Origin of the sequence: Acetobacter sp. KSO5 (genome assembly GCF_044094635.1) — a bacterium.
GTDB classification, from domain to species: Bacteria; Pseudomonadota; Alphaproteobacteria; order Acetobacterales; family Acetobacteraceae; genus Acetobacter; species Acetobacter cerevisiae.
This window is the reverse complement of sequence record NZ_CP172014.1, coordinates 1287080-1306692: the sequence shown is the minus strand read 5'-3', so window position 1 is coordinate 1306692 and position 19613 is coordinate 1287080. Positions and strand designations below refer to the sequence as shown.

15 protein-coding genes are annotated in these 19613 nt (G+C 60.0%); 7 read left to right on the top strand and 8 right to left on the bottom strand.

What is annotated here, in order from left to right:
* The 8 genes from ACHQGU_RS05940 to ACHQGU_RS05905 form a co-directional block, all read right to left on the bottom strand.
* On the bottom strand, positions 1–1212 hold the full coding sequence (locus tag ACHQGU_RS05940; RefSeq protein ID WP_215753436.1) for a cyclopropane-fatty-acyl-phospholipid synthase family protein: 1212 nt from the start codon (positions 1210–1212) through the stop codon (positions 1–3).
* 107 nt (positions 1213–1319) lie between these two features.
* Complete coding sequence (gene rplI / locus ACHQGU_RS05935; RefSeq protein WP_062142235.1) at positions 1320–1919, bottom strand: 50S ribosomal protein L9; 600 nt, start codon at positions 1917–1919, stop codon at positions 1320–1322.
* Positions 1920–1929: 10 nt separating this feature from the next.
* Complete coding sequence (rpsR, locus tag ACHQGU_RS05930; RefSeq protein WP_025827993.1) at positions 1930–2205, bottom strand: 30S ribosomal protein S18; 276 nt, start codon at positions 2203–2205, stop codon at positions 1930–1932.
* 5 nt (positions 2206–2210) lie between these two features.
* Positions 2211–2684 carry a 30S ribosomal protein S6 gene (gene rpsF, locus ACHQGU_RS05925; RefSeq protein WP_062142236.1) on the bottom strand — a complete coding sequence of 158 codons (474 nt, stop codon included), beginning with the start codon at positions 2682–2684 and terminating at the stop codon, positions 2211–2213.
* A gap of 156 nt (positions 2685–2840) precedes the next feature.
* Entirely contained in the window at positions 2841–3425 is a 585-nt protein-coding gene (locus ACHQGU_RS05920; protein ID WP_062250997.1) for a GNAT family N-acetyltransferase, read from the bottom strand.
* The gene (gene rpoD / locus ACHQGU_RS05915; RefSeq protein ID WP_062250996.1) at positions 3415–5394 is read right to left on the bottom strand and encodes an RNA polymerase sigma factor RpoD; all 1980 of its coding nucleotides are present in this window, start codon (positions 5392–5394) and stop codon (positions 3415–3417) included. The genes ACHQGU_RS05920 and rpoD overlap by 11 nt, the downstream gene beginning before the upstream one ends.
* 156 nt (positions 5395–5550) lie before the next feature.
* Positions 5551–7386 (bottom strand): DNA primase, encoded by a 1836-nt coding sequence (gene dnaG / locus ACHQGU_RS05910; protein WP_395496160.1) that lies wholly within the window; start codon positions 7384–7386, stop codon positions 5551–5553.
* A 311-nt stretch (positions 7387–7697) separates the two neighbouring features.
* A complete protein-coding gene (locus ACHQGU_RS05905) occupies positions 7698–8153 on the bottom strand; it encodes a GatB/YqeY domain-containing protein (RefSeq protein ID WP_395496158.1) in 456 nt (151 codons plus the stop codon).
* A gap of 180 nt (positions 8154–8333) precedes the next feature.
* Here ACHQGU_RS05905 and carA point away from each other — a divergent pair, with 180 nt between their 5' ends.
* The 7 genes from carA (at position 8334) to ACHQGU_RS05870 (ending at position 19607) form a co-directional block, all read left to right on the top strand.
* The gene (carA, locus tag ACHQGU_RS05900) at positions 8334–9743 is read left to right on the top strand and encodes a glutamine-hydrolyzing carbamoyl-phosphate synthase small subunit (RefSeq protein ID WP_395496156.1); all 1410 of its coding nucleotides are present in this window, start codon (positions 8334–8336) and stop codon (positions 9741–9743) included.
* A gap of 6 nt (positions 9744–9749) precedes the next feature.
* On the top strand, positions 9750–13004 hold the full coding sequence (gene carB, locus ACHQGU_RS05895; RefSeq protein ID WP_062250990.1) for a carbamoyl-phosphate synthase large subunit: 3255 nt from the start codon (positions 9750–9752) through the stop codon (positions 13002–13004).
* Positions 13005–13146: 142 nt separating this feature from the next.
* The gene (gene greA, locus ACHQGU_RS05890) at positions 13147–13620 is read left to right on the top strand and encodes a transcription elongation factor GreA (protein ID WP_062142243.1); all 474 of its coding nucleotides are present in this window, start codon (positions 13147–13149) and stop codon (positions 13618–13620) included.
* 1 nt (position 13621) lies between these two features.
* Positions 13622–14818, top strand: coding sequence for a threonine ammonia-lyase (locus ACHQGU_RS05885; protein ID WP_062250989.1), 1197 nt, complete (start codon positions 13622–13624; stop codon positions 14816–14818).
* An 88-nt stretch (positions 14819–14906) separates the two neighbouring features.
* Complete coding sequence (gene gpmI, locus ACHQGU_RS05880) at positions 14907–16445, top strand: 2,3-bisphosphoglycerate-independent phosphoglycerate mutase (protein ID WP_395496153.1); 1539 nt, start codon at positions 14907–14909, stop codon at positions 16443–16445.
* Entirely contained in the window at positions 16446–17984 is a 1539-nt protein-coding gene (locus ACHQGU_RS05875) for a murein hydrolase activator EnvC family protein (RefSeq protein WP_395496151.1), read from the top strand.
* Between the two features lie 171 nt (positions 17985–18155).
* Positions 18156–19607, top strand: a complete 1452-nt coding sequence (locus tag ACHQGU_RS05870; RefSeq protein ID WP_395496149.1) for a S41 family peptidase — start codon at positions 18156–18158, stop codon at positions 19605–19607.
* The last annotated feature ends 6 nt before the right edge of the window (positions 19608–19613 follow it).

Below are 19613 nucleotides of genomic sequence, written 5' to 3'. Positions count from 1 at the left end.
TCAGGCTGGGCCTTCCGCTTCCGCCATGTAATCCCGCGTCAGAGGCACCGCATTAATGGAGCGGGCAATCTGCATCTGGAAGTTCATGTGCCCCTGCACGTGGAAGGACAGTTCTGCGGCGTCCAGATAAAACTCAAACATCCGCGCAAACCGTTCATCATACAGCGCAACTGCCTTAGAACGGTTAGCGGCAAACCGCTCCCGCCAGATGGCAATAGTCTTGGCGTAGTGCAGACGCAGGATTTCACAATCCGTCACCCACAGGCCAGACCGCTCCACGGCTGCAAAGGCTTCACTCAGTGACGGTGAATATCCACCGGGGAAGATATATTTGTTGATCCACGGGTTGGTCGTGCCGGGGCCGTCATTCCGCCCGATGGAATGCACAAGGGCCACGCCATCATCTGTCAGGTTGTTTTTCAGAATTTCGAAAAACTGGTGGTAGTGATGCACGCCCACATGCTCGAACATGCCAACAGAGACAATCCGGTCAAACCGCCGGTTAAGATTGCGGTAATCGAGCATTTCAAAGCGCACACGCCCTTCTAAGCCCTCTTCCTTCGCACGGCGGCGGGCAATGGTCAGCTGCTCTTCTGAAAGCGTGATGCCGGTCACAATCGCACCGTAATCCCGCGCCAGTGTCAGCGCCATACCGCCCCAGCCGCAGCCAATATCCAGAACTTCCAGCCCCGGCTTGTTCAGCAGTAGCTTGGAAGCAATGTGCTTTTTCTTGGCTTCCTGCGCCTCATCCAGCGTTTCATCACCCCGGCGAAAATATGCGCAGGAATACTGCTTATCCTTGTCCAGAAACAGGTCATATAGACGGCTATCCAGATCATAATGATGCGCCACGTTCTGACGGGCACGTTTGATCGGGTTGAACTGGATCCAGTTCCGGCAGGCATAGCGAAACGTGCTGGCAATCTGCTCCGGCAAATGGCCGGGAGACATGGCATTGAGCATCAGCAGGTCCAGCAGCTGATACAGCGTGCAATCCATCGGCTGGATGCCGCCATTCATATAGCCTTCGCCAAAGGCCAGACCGGGGTTCATGGCCAGAGCGCGCGCACTGGCATTATCCACCAGCTTCATCCCGGCCTCAGGGCCCGGCTTGCTGCCGCGATAATGCGTCAGGCTTCCGTCGGGCCAGGCAACATGCAGCAGCCCCGAGGAAATGAAGTGCCGTAATATCCGGTCCAGAATGCGGTTCATGCACTTACTCCGTCATGGCCATGAAAATACGTGATGATAAAACACAAAAAAGGGCCCGGAAATACTTTCCGGACCCTTTTGAAAGCATAGCAGAAAAAAGACGACGATCAGGCGTCGGCTTTGTTTTCTTCTGCTGCCGGTGCTTCCGCGTCGTCAGCGACAATTTCGCCTTCGATCTCGGCTTCATCACCAGCCATTTCTGCTTCTTCTTCAACGCTCACGGCTTCACCGCGTGCCTGACGCTCAGCTTCTTCAGCAGAGCGGGCAACGTTGACCACAACCGGCACAACAACTTCCGGGTGCAGAGCAATCTTGACTTCATACAGACCAAGAGACTTGATCGGATGAGCCAGGAAGACCTGCTGACGGGAGATGGTGAAACCAGCTTCGGTCACAACCTGAGCAACGTCACGGGTGGACACGGAGCCATACAGGCTGCCGCTGTCACCAGCCTGACGGATCAGCACAACGGCCAGACCGTCCATGCGCTCGGAGAGACGCTCGGCTTCTTCACGACGTTTGATGTTCTGTGCCTCAAGCTGGGCGCGTTCACGGTCGAAGCGTGAACGGTTGGCTTCGTTTGCACGAATAGCCTTGCCCTGCGGCAGCAGGAAGTTACGGGCATAACCCGGACGAACCTTCACCACATCGCCCATCTGACCCAGATGTTCAACGCGCTGAAGCAGGATCACTTCTGTAGCAGCCATGATCGCCCTCTCAGCTCATCACGTAGGGAAGCAGAGCAAGGAAGCGGGCACGCTTGATAGCCTGGGCCAGCTCACGCTGCTTCTTTGCGGAAACCGCCGTAATACGGCTCGGCACGATCTTGCCACGTTCGGACAGGAAACGGCTCAGCAGACGTACGTCCTTGTAGTCGATCTTCGGCGCATTCGGGCCGGAGAACGGGCAGGACTTACGACGACGGTAGAACGGACGACGGGCACCTACAGCAGGGCGACGTGCGGCGGGATTGATTTCGGTCGTTTCAGACATGCTGCTCACTCCGCTTCAGTGCTGGCTGCTTCAGCCGGCTTTTCATCACGGGCGCGATATTCTTCACGATCTTCGGAAGAACGACGGCCACCACGGCCGCTTTCAAAGCGTCCGGCCGGCTTCGGGCCACGGAAACCACGGTCACCGCGGTCATCACCCTTGCGGGACAGAACCGGGGACGGAGCTTCATCAATTTCATCAACGCGCAGCGCCAGCAGACGCAGAACGTCTTCATTGATGGCGAGCTGACGCTCGATTTCCTTGAGCATCTCGGCTTTCATATCAAGACCCAGCAGGACGTAGTGGCCCTTGCGGTTTTTCTTGATACGGTAAGCGAGCGTGCGCAGACCCCAGTATTCGCGCTTCTTGACGGAGCCGCCGTCGGCTTCGACCTGAGCAATGATGCCGTCGATGATCGCATCGACCTGCTGCTGGGAAATGTCATTACGTGCAATAAGCACGGTCTCGTAAAGTGGCATGGGTACTCCCTTCGGATCGTATCAACCCAACTGCGCCAGACCGTTCCGGCAAACAGCGCCCTGCACAAGCAGAGCATTGGGTATAGCCGGAGCGATGCCGCGCACCCGGCAGGGAAGATGGCGTGTCAACCACATTTCCGGCCAGAAAGCAAGAGTTCAGACCAGAAATCTCTCAGGAATCTTTAAGCCGAGCCTGTTCGGCACGTCCCACGTTTCTTCCACCGTGCGCACAGCCTCAAAACCTGCCTGCTTATACAGCGGCAAAGCGCGGGGATGATCCGCCGAGCAGGTATTCACCCGCACACACAGCGGGCCAAGCGCCCAGGCATGGCGCACAGCCATGTCCAGAAAAGCGCGCCCTACCCCGTGCCCAATGGCTTCCGGGAAGAGGCCAAAATAAGACAGGTTGATATCCTGCGGATTAAACAGATTGAGCTCATAAAAGCCACGGATTGCCTGCCCCTGGCGGAGCAACGCAATGCTGGCCGGCCCTTCTTCCAGAAAATGCTGCAAATCGCGATCAGACGCAGCCTGACGCATCCACCAGCAATAATCCCGCCCAACCTTGTCCTGCAGCAGGCGGTATCCGGCCACATCTGGCCGGACATTGGTCTCGACGGACCAGCCTTCCGGCAGAGCAAGCCCTTCCCCCTCAGGGGGGCGCAGCATCCGCATGAAGGTCACATCAACCTTCATGCGTGTGACAGGCTCAGCCTGCCGGATGAGAACCTCAGTTATCATCCAGGAAGGACCGGAGCTTGCGGCTGCGGCTGGGGTGTTTGAGCTTACGCAGAGCCTTGGCTTCAATCTGACGGATACGTTCACGGGTCACGTTGAACTGCTGGCCGACTTCTTCCAGCGTGTGGTCCGTGTTCATCCCAATCCCGAAGCGCATGCGCAGCACGCGCTCTTCACGCGGTGTGAGCGAGGCCAGAACGCGGGTTGTGGCTTCACGCAGATTGGTCTGAATAGCGGCATCCAGCGGGATAATCGCCGTCTTATCCTCAATGAAGTCACCCAGATGGCTATCTTCCTCATCCCCGATCGGGGTTTCGAGAGAAATCGGCTCTTTGGCGATCTTGAGAACTTTCCGAACTTTTTCCAGCGGCATCCCCAGCTTTTCAGCCAGTTCTTCCGGCGCCGGTTCCCGACCGATCTCATGCAGCATCTGGCGGGAGGTCCGCACCAGCTTGTTGATGGTCTCGATCATATGGACCGGAATACGAATGGTCCGCGCCTGATCCGCAATGGACCGCGTAATCGCCTGCCGGATCCACCAGGTTGCATAGGTGGAGAACTTGTAGCCGCGGCGATATTCAAACTTATCCACGGCCTTCATCAGGCCGATATTGCCTTCCTGAATCAGATCGAGGAACTGCAAACCACGGTTGGTGTATTTCTTCGCAATGGAAATCACGAGGCGCAGGTTGGCCTCAATCATTTCCTTCTTGGCGCGAGCGGAATCGCGCTCACCGCGCGCAACGGTTGCGTAAACGCGGCGGAATTCACCAATCGGCAGACCTGTATCCTGAGCCAGCTCAGCAACCTGATTCCGCAAACCAATCACGGTTTCAGAATGTTTGGCGACAAAGTTCTTCCAGGACTTGCCCGGCAGTGCGGAAACCATATCCATCCATGCCGGGTCCAGCTCACGGCCACGGTATTTCAGCAGGAAGTCTTCACGCGATACGCGGCAGCTTTCCGCCAGACGCAGCATGCGGCCTTCCAGCACGTTCAGGCTGCGGAACAGCTCTTTCAGCTGGATAACCAGATCTTCAATCCGGTTGTTGTGCAGATGCACCTGCTCAACCTTGCCCACCAGTTCATCACGCAGGGCGGCATAGATCTTCTCAGAGCGATCCTGCACTTCCTCACCGGTGGTCAGCACATCAATGCGCTTGACCTGAAGCTTGCGCAGCTTTTCGTACAGCGGCTCAATTTCTTCAAAATGCGCGAGGATTTCCGGCTTCAGCTTTTCTTCCAGCGCGGAAAGAGACAGGCCACTGCCTTCCCCCTCAACTTCGCCTTCAGCTTCATTTTCCGGCTCATCGCCCTCTTCGCTCTCACCTTCTGCGTTTTCAAACGCATCGCCGGAGCCTACTTCCCCCATGGGGTTAGTGGCAGCCTGCATGGCTTCCAGATCCACAATGTCACGCAGCAGCATTTCATTGTTACGGATCTTCTCATGCCAGGAGATGATGGCACGGAAGGTCAGCGGGCTTTCGCACAGACCGCCGATCATTTCATCGCGGCCAGCCTCAATGCGCTTGGCAATGGCAATCTCGCCCTCGCGGGAGAGCAGCTCCACCGTGCCCATTTCGCGCAGATACATGCGCACAGGGTCATCCGTGCGGCCAAGATTTTCTGCGTTGACGTTGCCGGAAGCGGTTTCGGTTTCAGCCTCTTCGGCTTCCTCCGCCTCTTCGCCCTCAGCTTTTTCTGTCTTCTGAGACTCGGTCTCTTCGTTCTCTTCGTTCTCGACGACCTGAATACCCATTTCGGACAACATCGCCATGATGTCCTCAATCTGCTCGGAGGACATCTTGTCCTGAGGCAGCACAGCATTCAGCTCGTCAAACGTGATGTACCCGCGCTCACGCCCCTTCGCGATCAGCTTTTTGACCGCGGCAGACTGCGTATCCAGAGTGGTGGTGTCACCATCCTGCTCCGCTGAGTGCGCTCCGTTACCCGATGCTGTCTTTGTTGCCATGCCAGACCTGCTCCTCCCCCCGCTGCATTCTGACAAGTTGCAGAACGACCAGCTCAACACAAATTGTTCAGTTTTCCAGGGCGGGCAGGACGTGGGATATACTGCCCCCGAAGTCAAGAGGAACGCGGGCCGAACATTCCCCACGCCTCGTAAAAACTACTCGTCTATCTCCCCACGCCGCAGCGCCGCCAAAGCCTCCAGCCTTGGCTGTAGCCGCTTCCATTCCGCCATATCTGCCCCATCCTGTGCGAAGCGCGCAACCTCCTGCTCAACTTCTTTTCGAAACTGACCAAAATTCAATAATCCGTAAAAATGCCACCACTGTGTTCTTATGGCCACAGCCAGCGAGGTGTCTTTTTCTTCCAGATTCAACGGCAAAGGGCCTTCCGTGATTACGGATCGGACCAGCACCTCTTCCTCCCGGCCGGCCAGTTCATCCAGCAGCGTCTTGCCATCTTCGGGCAGCAGACCCTCTGCGGACATATCCAGCAGCAGGGCACGCAGCTCGGAATAATCCTCCGGCAGGCTCAGGCGACAGAGGGCTTCCTCCACCTCCGTCACCAGTTCCGGGTAGCGCAGCAGGAGGGCGAGAAGAATACGCTGCCGCTCCCGCACAGGGTCCACGCGGGATGGCTGCATATCCTGCGGCACGCGGCTACCACTGCCGCCAGGGGCAGAATTCCCCCTCCCAAAAGAGCCGCCACCCTTCTTCCGCCGGAAGGTTTCAAAAAACCGATCCAGCAGCGTGGAGCGATATTCTGCCGCCAGATTTTTTTCAGGAATGAGAGACGCAGCTTCCACAAGCTTGCGGCGCAAGGCCGCCCGCTCTTCCGGCCCCGGATTACTCACCCCTCCCGCCAGCAGATCAAACAGCACATCAGAAAGCGGACTGGCCGAGGCGAACAGATCCCCCACCGCCTGCGCCCCACGTGAGCGCACCAGACTATCCGGGTCTTCCCCTTCCGGCAGCAGGCAAAGGCGGAGCGAGCGCTCTTCCTTCAACAGTGGCAGAGCCGTCTCCGCCGCCCGCGCCGCGGCACGACGGCCAGCAGAGTCCCCGTCAAAGCACAGCACCGGTGCGCGATCGACCTGCCAGAGCACTTCAAGCTGCTCTGGCGTCAGCGCGGTCCCCAGCGGGGCGACTGCGCCACCAAACCCGGCCTGATGCAGGGCAATGACGTCCATATAGCCTTCGACCACGACCAGATCCGTCGCAGGCGTTCCTTTAGGCCGGGGCGCCCGCACCGCCCCCCGCGCCCGATCCAGCCCGAACAGCAGGCGCCGCTTGGAAAACAGCGCCGTTTCCGGGCCATTCAGATATTTAGGCTGACCATCCCCCAAAATACGGCCACCAAAGGACACCAGCCGCCCTTTGCGGTCGCGGATGGGGAACGTCACGCGCCCCCAGAACAGTTCACCCTTGGGGCGTCCGTCCTCATCCAGACGCATCAGCCCGGCTTCCGCCATCATCTGAGGCGTTACCCCTTTGGCCGCCAGCGCCGTCGTCAGGCTCCCGCGCCCGTCTCCGGCCCAGCCCAGCCCGAAGGTCTCAATGGTCTCTCGCGTCAGCCCGCGCCCCAGCAGATAGTCCAGCCCGGCCCGCCCTGAGGGCGAATACAGCGCAGACGACCAGATCTCCTGCACAAGCTCCAGCACCTCACCCAGAGACCGGGTGTGCGCCACTTCTTCCTGAGAGCGTCGCGTGTCTTTGGGAACATCCAGCCCAGCCGCAGAAGCCAGTTCTTCCACCGCCTCCGGAAAGCTTTTGCCTTCCATCTGCATGACGAAGGAGATGACATCCCCATGCACACCGCAGCCAAAGCAGTGAAAGTGATCGTCATATACGTAGAAAGACGGCGTTTTTTCACCATGGAACGGGCAGCAGCCCTTCCAGTTCCTGCCGGACCGGGCAAGCTTAACCCTCCGCCCCACCACTGAAAACAGCGGCGTGCGGGCACGGAGTTCATCCAGAAAGCCTGCCTCAATTGCCATAGGCGGGTGATATCATCTGCAGGCCAATAAAACACTACACCACCGACATGGTTTCGGGGACGATGATGCCCGCACCAAAAGGATGTTCAGCAGCTCTCAGAATTTTTGCTGACGACATGAAAGGACTTCGGAACGAAAGTATCCGTCCCCGTACATCTAAATATTTTTTAGGGCGACATTTTCCGCCCTGCCGGAGCCACTGGCGGGATTTCCCTCAGCATACTCCGGGCGCTGACAGAGCCGAACTCCACCAGCGTAGCCTCAGCGCGGGCTGCCACCGCCATTCGGGGCAGCAGTCCGCACAGAGGTTTTCAGCTCAGGCTGGCTTTCACCACCGCATTCGCACGACCCATATCGAGGCCCGCGCCGAACTTGGCTTTCAGTGCGCCCATGACCTTACCCATATCCTTCATGGTTGCGGCACCCGTCGCGGCAAGCGCGTCTTTCACGGCAGCTTCCAGAGCGGCATCATCCATTTCCGGCGGCAGGTAGCCACGGATCACGGCAATTTCCGCCTCTTCCTTCTCAGCCAGTTCCGGGCGACCGGCATCCCGATACATGGTGGCCGATTCGGTGCGGGTTTTGACCATGCCGCGCAGGGCGGACAGGCCTTCATCCTCGCTCAGCCCTTCGCCACCCTTGGCGCGGCCCGCAATCTCAACATCCTTGAGTTTGGCCGTAATCATGCGGATCGTGCCCACACGCGCACTTTCTCCGGCTTTCATTGCCGTCTTGAGATCAGCCATCAGGCGTTCACGCAGGGACATAACCACTCATACTCCATATCATGTACATCAGAGGCCACACCGCACAGGCGTGGCATAAAATCATCAGATGGGAAGAAATTTCCCACCCCGGATTAAAACCCGCCCAAGCCGGTGGGAAATTTCTTCCCACCCACTCCACAGACTGCTAAACCATGCGGAACGGGAGGCACAGTCTACCTTATGCCCATTTCAATCGATACCATCATTGCCCGACTTGGCGGGCCGGACGCAACAGCACGCCTGACCGGCGTTGGCACAGAAGCTATCCGCAAATGGCGGCAGGCTCAGGCCATTCCATCCCGCCACTGGCCCGTCATAGCACGCGCCACAGGTCTTTCGCTGACAGATCTGGACCCCGCCAGCCCCACATCCCCAGACCAATCCTCCCCGGCACCGGGAGGCAGCACAACAGGAATACCCATGCCAGACGCCCGCCCGGACGGCGCAACCGCCGCCCTTGTTCTTGCAGACGGAACCATTCTGTGGGGGAAAGGCTTTGGCGCCTTCACGCAGAAACCTGCCCTCGGTGAAATCTGCTTTTCCACCGGCATGACCGGCTATCAGGAAACGCTGACGGACCCGTCCTTTGCGGGCCAGATCATCACCTTCACCTTCCCGCATATCGGGAACGTGGGCACCACGCCGGAAGATGATGAAGCCTCCCGCATTGCGGCCCTTGGCCTCGTCACCAAGGAAGATCTGACAGAACCGGCCAACTGGCGCGCCACGGAAAGTCTGGACGCATGGCTGAAGGCACAGGGCGTTCCGGGCATTGCCGGGATTGATACCCGCTCCCTCACCCTGAAGATCCGTGACCACGGCGCGCAGACGGCGGCTCTGTATTTCCCGGAAAACGGGCAGTTTGATCTGGCCGCCCTGCAGGATGCCACCCGCGCATGGCCGGGGCTGGAAGGCATGGATCTGGCTAAGACCGTGACCTGCAAAGCCCTTTACACCTGGAGCGAAAGCGTGTGGGAATGGCCGAAAGGCACCCGCCCCGCTCCGGAAAACCGCCGCAAGGTTGTAGCTGTGGATTACGGCGCGAAACGCAACATCCTGCGCTGTCTGGTCGCTGCGGGCTGTGACGTAACCGTTGTGCCCGCAACCACGACGGCAGAAGAAATTCTGGCGCTCAAGCCCGCTGGCGTCTTCCTCTCCAACGGCCCCGGTGACCCGGCAGCAACGGCGGAGTATGCCGTGCCGGCCATTCAGGGTGTGCTGAATGCTGGCCTGCCGTTGTTTGGCATCTGCCTTGGGCATCAGCTTCTGGCCCGCGCTCTGGGGGGCAAGACCTACAAGCTGGCCCGTGGCCACCGCGGCGCGAACCAGCCCGTGAAGGATCTGGGCACAGGCCGCGTGGAAATCACCAGCCAGAACCACGGCTTTGCGGTGGATGCGGACAGCCTCCCGGGCGACGCGCATGTCACGCATGTCAGCCTGTTTGATGGCTCTAACGAAGGTCTGGCGTCTGACCGCTTCCCGGCTTTTTCCGTGCAGTATCACCCGGAAGCCAGCCCCGGCCCGTCTGACAGCTTTTATCTTTTTGAACGGTTTGTCGCGCTGATTGATGCGCACGGCAGCAAGGACTAACGCATCATGCCAAAACGGACAGATATCCGCTCCATCCTCATTATTGGCGCTGGTCCCATTGTCATCGGGCAGGCCTGCGAGTTCGACTATTCCGGCGCACAGGCCTGTAAGGCCCTGCGGGAAGAAGGCTACCGGGTCATTCTGGTGAACTCCAACCCCGCCACCATCATGACGGACCCCGGCCTTGCGGACGCCACCTATGTGGAGCCCATCACGCCGGACTGCGTTGAACGCATTATTCTGAAAGAAAAGCCGGACGCCATTCTGCCCACCATGGGCGGCCAGACGGCGCTGAATACCGCCATGGCGCTGGATGCCTCCGGGTTCCTGCAAAAGCATGGCGTGGAACTGATTGGTGCGAAGGCCGACGTGATCGACCGCGCGGAAGACCGTCAGAAATTCCGTGAAGCCATGGATGCCATCGGCATTGAAAGCCCCCGCAGCTTCATTGCTCACAGCATGGAAGAAGCGCGGGAAGCCTTCAAAAAAATCGGCTTCCCCACCATCATCCGTCCGTCCTTCACCATGGGCGGTTCCGGCGGCGGCATTGCTTATAACCGTGAAGAGTTTGAGCAGATTGTCGCCTCCGGTCTGGATGCCTCCCCCACCACGGAAGTGCTGATTGAAGAATCTCTGCTGGGGTGGAAAGAGTACGAAATGGAAGTTGTGCGCGACAAAGCGGACAACTGCATCATCGTCTGCTCCATTGAAAACATCGACCCGATGGGTGTGCACACCGGGGACTCCATTACCGTCGCCCCGTCCCTGACGCTGACGGACAAAGAGTTCCAGCGGATGCGTGACGCCTCCATTGCCTGCCTGCGCGCCATTGGCGTGGAAACGGGTGGCTCGAACGTGCAGTTCGGCGTGAACCCGAAAGACGGGCGCATGGTGGTCATTGAAATGAACCCCCGCGTGTCCCGCTCTTCCGCGCTGGCGTCCAAAGCCACCGGCTTCCCGATCGCCAAGATCGCCGCCAAGCTGGCTGTAGGCTACACGCTGGATGAACTGAAGAACGACATCACCGGCTCCACCCCTGCGTCCTTCGAGCCGACCATTGACTATGTGGTCGTCAAAATCCCGCGCTTTACGTTTGAGAAGTTCCCCGGCGCACCGGCCCTGCTCTCAACCTCCATGAAGTCCGTTGGTGAGGCTATGGCCATTGGCCGCTCCTTCACGGAAGCTCTGCAAAAGGGCCTGCGCTCCATGGAAACCGGCCTGCATGGGCTGGACCCGGTGGAGATACCCGGTGATGGGGGCGAAGACGCCTTCCGCGCAGCACTCTCCCAGCCGCGCCCGGAACGTATTCTGATGGCCGCTCAGGCTCTGCGTGCCGGTCTGTCTGTTGAAGCCATTAACGAAGCCTGCCGCTTTGAGCCGTGGTTCCTGCGTGAGCTGGAAAAAATCGTCCACGCTGAACGCGCTATCCAGAACCACGGCCTGCCGCGTGATGCACAGGGCCTGCGCCGCCTGAAAGCCATGGGCTTTTCCGATATCCAGCTGGCCCGCCTCTCCGGCCTGCAGGAAGATGAAGTGTCCGCCCTGCGGGATCAGGTCGGCGTCAATGCCGTCTACAAGCGCATTGATACCTGTGCCGGTGAGTTCGCTTCCAGCACGCCCTATATGTATTCCACGTATGAAGGCGTGTTTGCCCCTCCGGCCTGTGAATCCGAGCCGACCGACCGCGAGAAGATTGTCATTCTCGGCGGCGGCCCGAACCGGATTGGTCAGGGTATTGAGTTCGATTACTGCTGTGTGCATGCCGCCTACGCGCTGCGTGAAGCCGGGTTTGAGACCATTATGGTCAACTGTAACCCGGAGACGGTCTCCACCGACTATGACACATCCGACCGTCTGTATTTCGAACCGCTGACGGCAGAAGATGTGGTCGCGCTGATCCGCAAGGAACAGCAGAACGGCACCGTTAAAGGCTGCATTGTGCAGTATGGCGGTCAGACGCCGCTCAAGCTGTCTCACGCGCTGGAAAAAGCGGGCATCCCGCTACTGGGTACCCCGGCAGACGCCATTGACCGCGCGGAAGACCGCGAACGTTTCCAGGCGCTGCTGCACAAGCTCGGCCTGCTTCAGCCTGCCAACGGCATTGCCCGCTCCCCGGCAGAAGCTGAGGATATTGCCGAACGCATTGGCTACCCGGTTGTGGTGCGTCCGTCCTACGTGCTGGGCGGACGAGCCATGGAAATCGTGTATGACCGTGCAGGCCTCCAGCGCTATATGCGCGGTGCCCTTCAGCTTGCCGGACATGACATTGCCTCCGGCCCGGTGCTGATTGACCACTACCTGAACGAAGCCATTGAAGCGGACGTGGACTGCATTGCAGATGGCACGGACGTGTATGTGGCCGGTGTAATGGAGCATATTGAAGAAGCCGGCATTCACTCCGGTGACAGCGCCTGCGCCCTGCCGCCTTACACCCTCTCCCCCGCCATTGTGACGGAACTGAAAGCACAGACCGAAGCCATGGCGCGTGAGCTGGGTATCGTCGGGCTGATGAACGTGCAGTACGCCATCAAGGATCAGGAAATCTTTGTTCTTGAGGTTAACCCGCGTGCCTCCCGCACCGTGCCGTTCGTGGCGAAAGCAACGGGCGTTCCAGTGGCCAAGATTGGTGCCCGCGTCATGGCTGGCGCCAAGCTGAGCAGCTTCAATCTGGATGACCGCGCCGTGGTGCCGCATGTGGCCGTGAAGGAAGCTGTCTTCCCCTTCAACCGCTTTGCGGAAGTGGACATCATTCTGGGGCCGGAAATGCGCTCCACGGGTGAAGTCATGGGGCTGGATACGTCCTTTGAGCGCGCTTTTGCCAAGTCTCAGCTGGGTGCCGGGGTGCGCCTGCCCACCTCTGGCACGGTCTTTCTGTCCGTGCGGGAAAGTGACAAGCCGCATCTGCCCGCTCTTGGCCGCCAACTGGCCAGCATGGGCCTGAAAATTCTGGCCACACGCGGCACAGCCAAAAAACTGCGTGATGCCGGGATTGAGGTCGATGTGGTGAACAAGGTGCTGGAAGGCCGCCCGCATTGTGTGGACGCCATCCGCTCGGGTGAAGTGCAGATGGTCATCAACACTGCCCGTGGCGCACAGTCCGTGGCGGACAGTTTTGACATCCGTCGCTCTGCCCTTGTGCTGGGCATTCCGCACTACACCACCATGGCCGGCGCACGGGCTGCAACCTATGCAATTGCGGCAATGCGTGAAGGACCGCTTGAAGTTGCGCCGCTTCAGTCATACTTTAGTGGATCGTTCTGAACAGGAGGGCGGGCCTTCGGGCCTGCCTTCCACGTTCCGCAGGGCAAGCGGCCTGCCTGAGGGCATGGCCGCCTGTACCCGTGTTTTTTTGTAACTTCCATGCCGGCCAGATCGTCCGGCAGATTTATTCTGGGGACATGTCTTGCAGAAAACTCCGATGACGGAAAAAGGTTTACGGCGGCTCGAAGACGAACTGCGTAATCTGAAATCTGTAGAGCGTCCGGCCATCATCCGCGCCATTGCGGAAGCCCGCAGCCACGGCGATCTTTCGGAAAACGCGGAATATCACGCCGCGCGTGAACGGCAGTCCTTTACCGAAGGCCGCGTTCTTGAACTGGAGAGCATCATCTCCACGGCTGAGGTGATTGACCCCACAACTCTGTCTGGTGATCAGGTCAAGTTCGGTGCAACCGTCACCGTGGTTGATGAAGATACAGACAAGGAAGCCACCTACCAGATTGTTGGTGTGCATGAAGCGGACATCAAGCTGAACCTGCTGTCCATCTCCTCCCCGCTTGCCAAATCCCTGATTGGCAAGCATGAAGGCGATACCGTTTCCGTCCCCGCCCCCGGTGGTGACCGGACGTATGAGATCCTGTCTGTGAAATTCATCTGAGATGCTGAAGTTTGAGGATATCACCGCCGCGGCGGCGCGGATCAACGGCAATGTACTCCGCACCCCCACGATTTCCTCTCAGTCTCTCTCGAAAGCGACCGGCGCCGACATTACCCTGAAGCTGGAAAATCTTCAGGCTGTCGGCTCGTTCAAGGAGCGCGGAGCAGCCAACAAACTCGCGCTGCTGTCCGAGGATGAGCGCAAGCGCGGCGTGATTGCCGTCTCGGCTGGCAACCATGCGCAGGGCGTTGCCCGCCATGCCAGCCTGCTGGGTATTGATGCTGTTATCGTCATGCCCAAATTCACGCCAGCGGCCAAAGTGGTGCGCACCCGCAACTGGGGCGCGCGGGTTATTCTGGAAGGCGAAAGCTTTGCCGAAGCCCTGCTGTTTGCGCAGGACCTTCAGGCGCGTGAAGGCCGCACCTTCATCCATCCGTATGATGATCCCGCGATCATGGCCGGTCAGGGCACCTGTGCGCTGGAACTGTTTGAAGATGCAGGCCCGCTGGACATGCTGGTTGCCCCCATCGGCGGCGGCGGCCTGCTGGGCGGGTGTTCTGTTGCGGCCAAAGCCATGCGACCGGAGGTGGAACTGATTGGCGTGCAGGTGGAAAGCTACAACTCGCTCTCCGCCTTCCCCGGCCCGGCCACGCATCCTTCGGGTGGTTCGACCATTGCAGAGGGCATTGCCGTCATGCAGATCGGCCAGCGCCCGGATGAAATTATCCGCAAGCTGGTTTCCAAAGTGCTGGTGGTGCCGGAATGCGCAGTGGAAACCGCCATTACCCTGCTGGCTGAAGGCGCCAAGCAGGTGAGCGAAGGGGCTGGCGCTGCCGGTCTTGCTGCCGTCATGACCTACCCGGAACTGTTCCGGGACAAGAAGGTCGCCCTGCCCATCTCTGGCGGGAATATCGACAGCCGCATTCTGGCCAACACCCTTCTGCGCGCCATGCTGCGTGATGGCCGCATCCTGCGCCTGATTATGGAAATTCCCGACCGCCCCGGCGTGCTGGCTGATATTTCCAGAAGCATTGGGGAAGCAGGCGGCAACATCATCGAAGTCTCTCATCAGCGCCTGTTTGCAGCCCCCTCCGTGCAGGCGGCTGAACTTGAAGTGATGATTGAAGCGCGGGACCCGGAACACGCGGCCCTGATTACCAAAGCACTGGGCGAACACTACATCGTTCGCCGCGCCTAACACTTAGGAACCATGCCTGCCAGGCATTTTGTGTCCAGCTGTTTTAGTGGCATAGTCACGCCATAAAACAATAAGAAGGCATGGTTCTATGAGTGCTTCAGCACCTTCCCAGACGAAACGCCCTGTTATGCTGGTTATTCTTGATGGCTTCGGCTGGAGAGAAGACTCGTCAGATAACGCAGTCCGGCAGGCCCACACCCCGGTTTTTGATGCGCTTTGGAAAAATGGCCCCCGCAGCTTCCTGCGCACCAGCGGGGAAGACGTTGGGCTCCCCAATGGCCAGATGGGCAATTCTGAAGTCGGCCACCTGAATATCGGCGCAGGCCGCGTCGTCATGCAGGAACTGCCACGCATCACCACCGCCATTCAGGATGGCAGCGTGGCTCGCAGTTCCGCCATGACCAGCTTTATCAACACCCTGAAAAAAACCGGTGGCACCTGCCATCTGCTTGGCCTTGTCTCCCCCGGTGGCGTGCATGCGCATCAGGATCATGCCGCGGCCCTCGCCCGCATGGTGGCAGAGGCTGGCGTGCCGGTGGCGTTCCATGTGTTCACCGATGGGCGTGATACCCCGCCCCGTTCCGCACAGGGCTACCTGGAAACCCTGCGCGCTGCCCTGCCGGACAGCGTGAAGATCGCCACCGTTTCTGGCCGCTATTACGCCATGGACCGCGACAAACGCTGGGACCGGGTGGAAAAAGCCTACAACGCAATGGTCAGCGCAGAAGGCCCGAAAGCCGCGACGGCGCAGGATGTCATCACCAAAGCGTATCAGGCCGATATCTCGGACGAATTTATCGAACCGACTGTGCTCGAGGGCTACACGGGCATGAAAGATGGAGACGGCCTGCTCTCCTTCAACTTCCGGGCAGACCGCATCCGCCAGCTTCTGGACGCCATGCTGGAGCCGGATTTTGACGGGTTCACACGCAGCAAGGCAGTGAAATTCTCCACCGTTCTGGGCATGACGCATTATAGCGACACGCTGGCCGAACGCCTGACGGTGCTGTTCCCGCCGGACTCGCTGGAAAACATTCTGGGGGAAGTCGTCTCCCGTGCAGGCCGCACCCAGCTGCGCATGGCCGAGACGGAAAAATACCCGCACGTCACCTACTTCCTCAATGGCGGGCGCGAAAAGCTGTTCGAGGGTGAGGACCGCATCATGGTCCCGTCCCCCAAGGTTGCCACCTATGACCTTCAGCCGGAAATGTCCGCGCCGGAACTGACGGACAAAGCCGTCGCCGCCATTGAAAGCGGACAGTACGACCTGATTGTCCTGAACTTTGCCAACCCGGATATGGTGGGCCATACCGGTGTCCTGAAAGCCGCCATCAAGGCGGTTGAAACGGTGGATGCCGGCACGGGCCGCATTATCGACGCCCTCAAAAAACAGGACGGTTCTCTGCTGGTCACCGCCGACCACGGCAACTGTGAGACCATGAAAGACCCGGAGACCGGCGTGCCGCACACAGCCCATACGCTGAACGTGGTTCCGCTGGTGGCCTTTGGGGTTGGCAACAAGACGCTGAAAGACGGAAGGCTGGCCGACCTCGCCCCCACCCTGCTGGACATGATGGGTTTGCCCAAACCTGATGACATGACCGGGACTTCCCTGCTAACGGACTGAATGCTTTTCACCCTGCCTCCCACCCTGTTGCCTTATTCCCTGCCCGCAAAATGCGGGTGGGGAGACCGGGGCTATGGGAGCCGGGGTTTGAGCATGTTGCCTGTCGGGATCTTCGTCTTGCTGGCCTGCGTCCCGCCTGCACAGGCCGCCACCGCTAAGAAAAACACAACACACACCACGCATAGTGCACCAAAAAGCACGAGCCATCGCGCCTCCGGTCACACAAGTCGTGTGCGCTCGTCCTCTTCCGGCACCCGGTCCTCTTCAACCGCAGCCCGCGCAGCCTCCACCCGCGCGGAGGCCGAGGCCGAACGCTCCGTCAAGCAGGCACAGGCCGCCCTCGCTGCCACGCAGGCCCAGCGGGCCGCCATGGACAAACAGAAAGCCGCACAGGCCGCTGCCGTTACGGCCTCTCGCGCTAAAAATGAGGCCGCTCAGGCCGTCGCTGTGCAGAGTGCTGCCAAGGCCTCGGCTCTGTCCGCTGCCACCGTCTCCGCCACGGCCCAGCTTCAGACTACGGAACAACAGGTCGCGGATCTCGATTCCCGCATTGCCGATCTCCGTAAGGAGCAAGCCAGCCTGCGCGACGCCCTGACGGAAGATGCCAAAGCCCTCGCCCCGGTTCTGCCGCTGGCCGAACGGCTGTCTCTGTATCCATCCGATACGCTGCTGGCCGCCCCCGTGCCGCAGGGTGAGGCCGTCACCGGCTTTCTGGTGCTGCGCGGGCTGTCTCGCGGGCTGGAACATCAGGCCGAAGACATGCGCGCCCGGCAGGAAAAGCTGACCGCACTGGATGCTGACCTTACCGCCAAACTCGCAGCACTCGGCCAGTTGCAGGAAACTCAGAGCCGCCAGCGCGATCAGGTCCGGCAGCAGGCTTTAAAAGCCCGCGCAGCCCAGCAGCAGGCCAATGCCGCTGCCCGTGCCGCTGCCGTGCGCCTGCAGAGCGCTACGCAGAAGGCCTCCAGCCTGCAGGATGCCGTCTCCCGACTGGATGCCCTGCAAGCTGATGCAGAATCTGCCCTGCAAAAAGAAATTGCCGCAGCAGAAAAAGCCCATCAGGCCGCGCGGGATGAAGCCGCCCGACGCCGCGCGCAGGAACGGGCCGACGCCGCCCGGCGCAAAATGGCCGCCATGGCCTCAGCCGCAGGTCCCGGCCTGTCAGACCATCCGCCCGCAGGCGGCGGCACGCGCCCGGTGGTCGGAACACTCGTCAGCACATGGGGTTCTGCGACCGAATCTGGCCCAGCCACGGGCATCACCTACCGCACCGCGCCCGGTGCCAGCGTGCGCACCCCCTGTTCTGGCCGCGTTGATTTTGCAGGGCCGTTCCGCACCTACGGGCAGATGGTCATTCTGAATTGCGGGCAGCATTATCGCTTTGTGATGGCAGGGTTTTCCGGGCTGGATGTGGCGACCGGGCAAGGCTTGTCCAAAGGCGCGCCCATCGGGCATATGGGCTCTTCCGGCAGTTCCGGCACGCTGTTCATTCAGCTCCGGCATGGGCAAAAACCCGTCAATCCGGCACCTTTCCTGTAAGGAAAAGCGGACAGACAGTTTGCCTGCCCGGCGGAAGCGGCTAATCTCGCCCAACTGCATGGCGGACACAGGCAGGGCTTTGCGCTACAAGGCAAAGTTAGCCATACGCTGTAACATTCGACAGGACACGACCGCACGGGTTTTGCACCCGGCGACAGGAGACGAGATCGCATGAAGTTCCGCACAGGTCTGATGCTTGGCGCCACTTTCCTGGCAGGCCTTGCCCTGGCCTCCCACCCCGGAGTGCTGCCCGGCGCAGGCATGCTCGCCTCCCCCGCCATGGCGGAAAAGGCTCCAGACGCCTCTCCCACCAGCAACCATGCCGAAACCTATCGCCTGCTCACCCTGTTCGGCACTGTGCTGGACCTTGTGCGGGCGGATTATGTTGAGCCGGTTTCTGATAAAGACCTCATCACCAATGCCCTCAACGGCATGCTGACAGGCCTTGACCCCCACAGCTCCTACATGACCGAAAAACAGTATGCGGACATGATGGTGCAGATGAAGGGCGAATTCGGCGGCCTTGGTCTGGAGCTCCAGCAGCAGGACGGACACATCCGCGTGGTTTCCCCCGTCGATGGCACGCCGGGCTTCCGCGCAGGCATCAAGCCGGGTGATTACATTATCGCCGTGGACGGCCATCCGGTAGACGGCACCCCGCTTGATGAAGCCGTGAAGAAAATGCGCGGCAAGCCGAACACCAAAATCACCCTCACGCTGGTGCGCGAGAAAACCCCCAAGCCGATTATCCTGACGCTGACGCGTGAGAATATCCATATCGAGGTCATCAAATCCGCACTGTATGACCGGATTGGCTATATCCGCATTGCCCAGTTTAATGAGGAAACGGAAAAAGGTCTGCTCAAGGCCTATAACCAGCTCAAGCAGCAGGCTGGCGGCAAGCTGGCCGGACTGGTGGTGGACCTGCGGAATGACCCCGGTGGCCTGCTGAATCAGGCTATTGATGTCTCCTCCAGCTTCATCCGCTCGGGCGAGATTGTTTCCACCCGCGCCCGCCACCCTAAGGACAGCCAGCGTTGGGATGCCCACGGCACGGATATTACCGATGGTCTGCCGGTTGTGGTGCTGATCAACGGTGGCTCTGCCTCCGCGTCTGAAATCGTCTCCGGCGCCCTGCAGGACCATCACCGCGCCGTGCTGCTGGGCACCAAATCCTTTGGTAAGGGCTCCGTGCAGTCCATCATGCCCATTCCGGGGAACGGGGCCATCCGTCTGACAACAGCGCGGTATTACACCCCCTCCGGCCGGTCCATTCAGGGGCTGGGCATCACGCCCGATATCGCCGTGAAGGAAACGCGGGAAGACCCCGGCTTCAGCCTGCATGAAGCCGACCTTGAACATATCCTGAAAAATCAGGGCGGGAACCAGACCAAGTCCTCTCCGCGCACGGACCTGCCCGCCATTGCCAAGGATATTCCGGGCGAACCGCCGGCAAACTGGCCGGAGTTTGACTACACCAAGCCTGCAACGGACTTCCAGCTCCAGCAGGGCCTGCGCGTTGTGCGCTCCATGGCCGGGCTGCCTGCGCCAGATCCGTCATCCTCCCTGCCCGCCGCCAAGCCTCCGGCACCGGCGGCTAAGGATGACCACGCGCACCACTAACCCGAA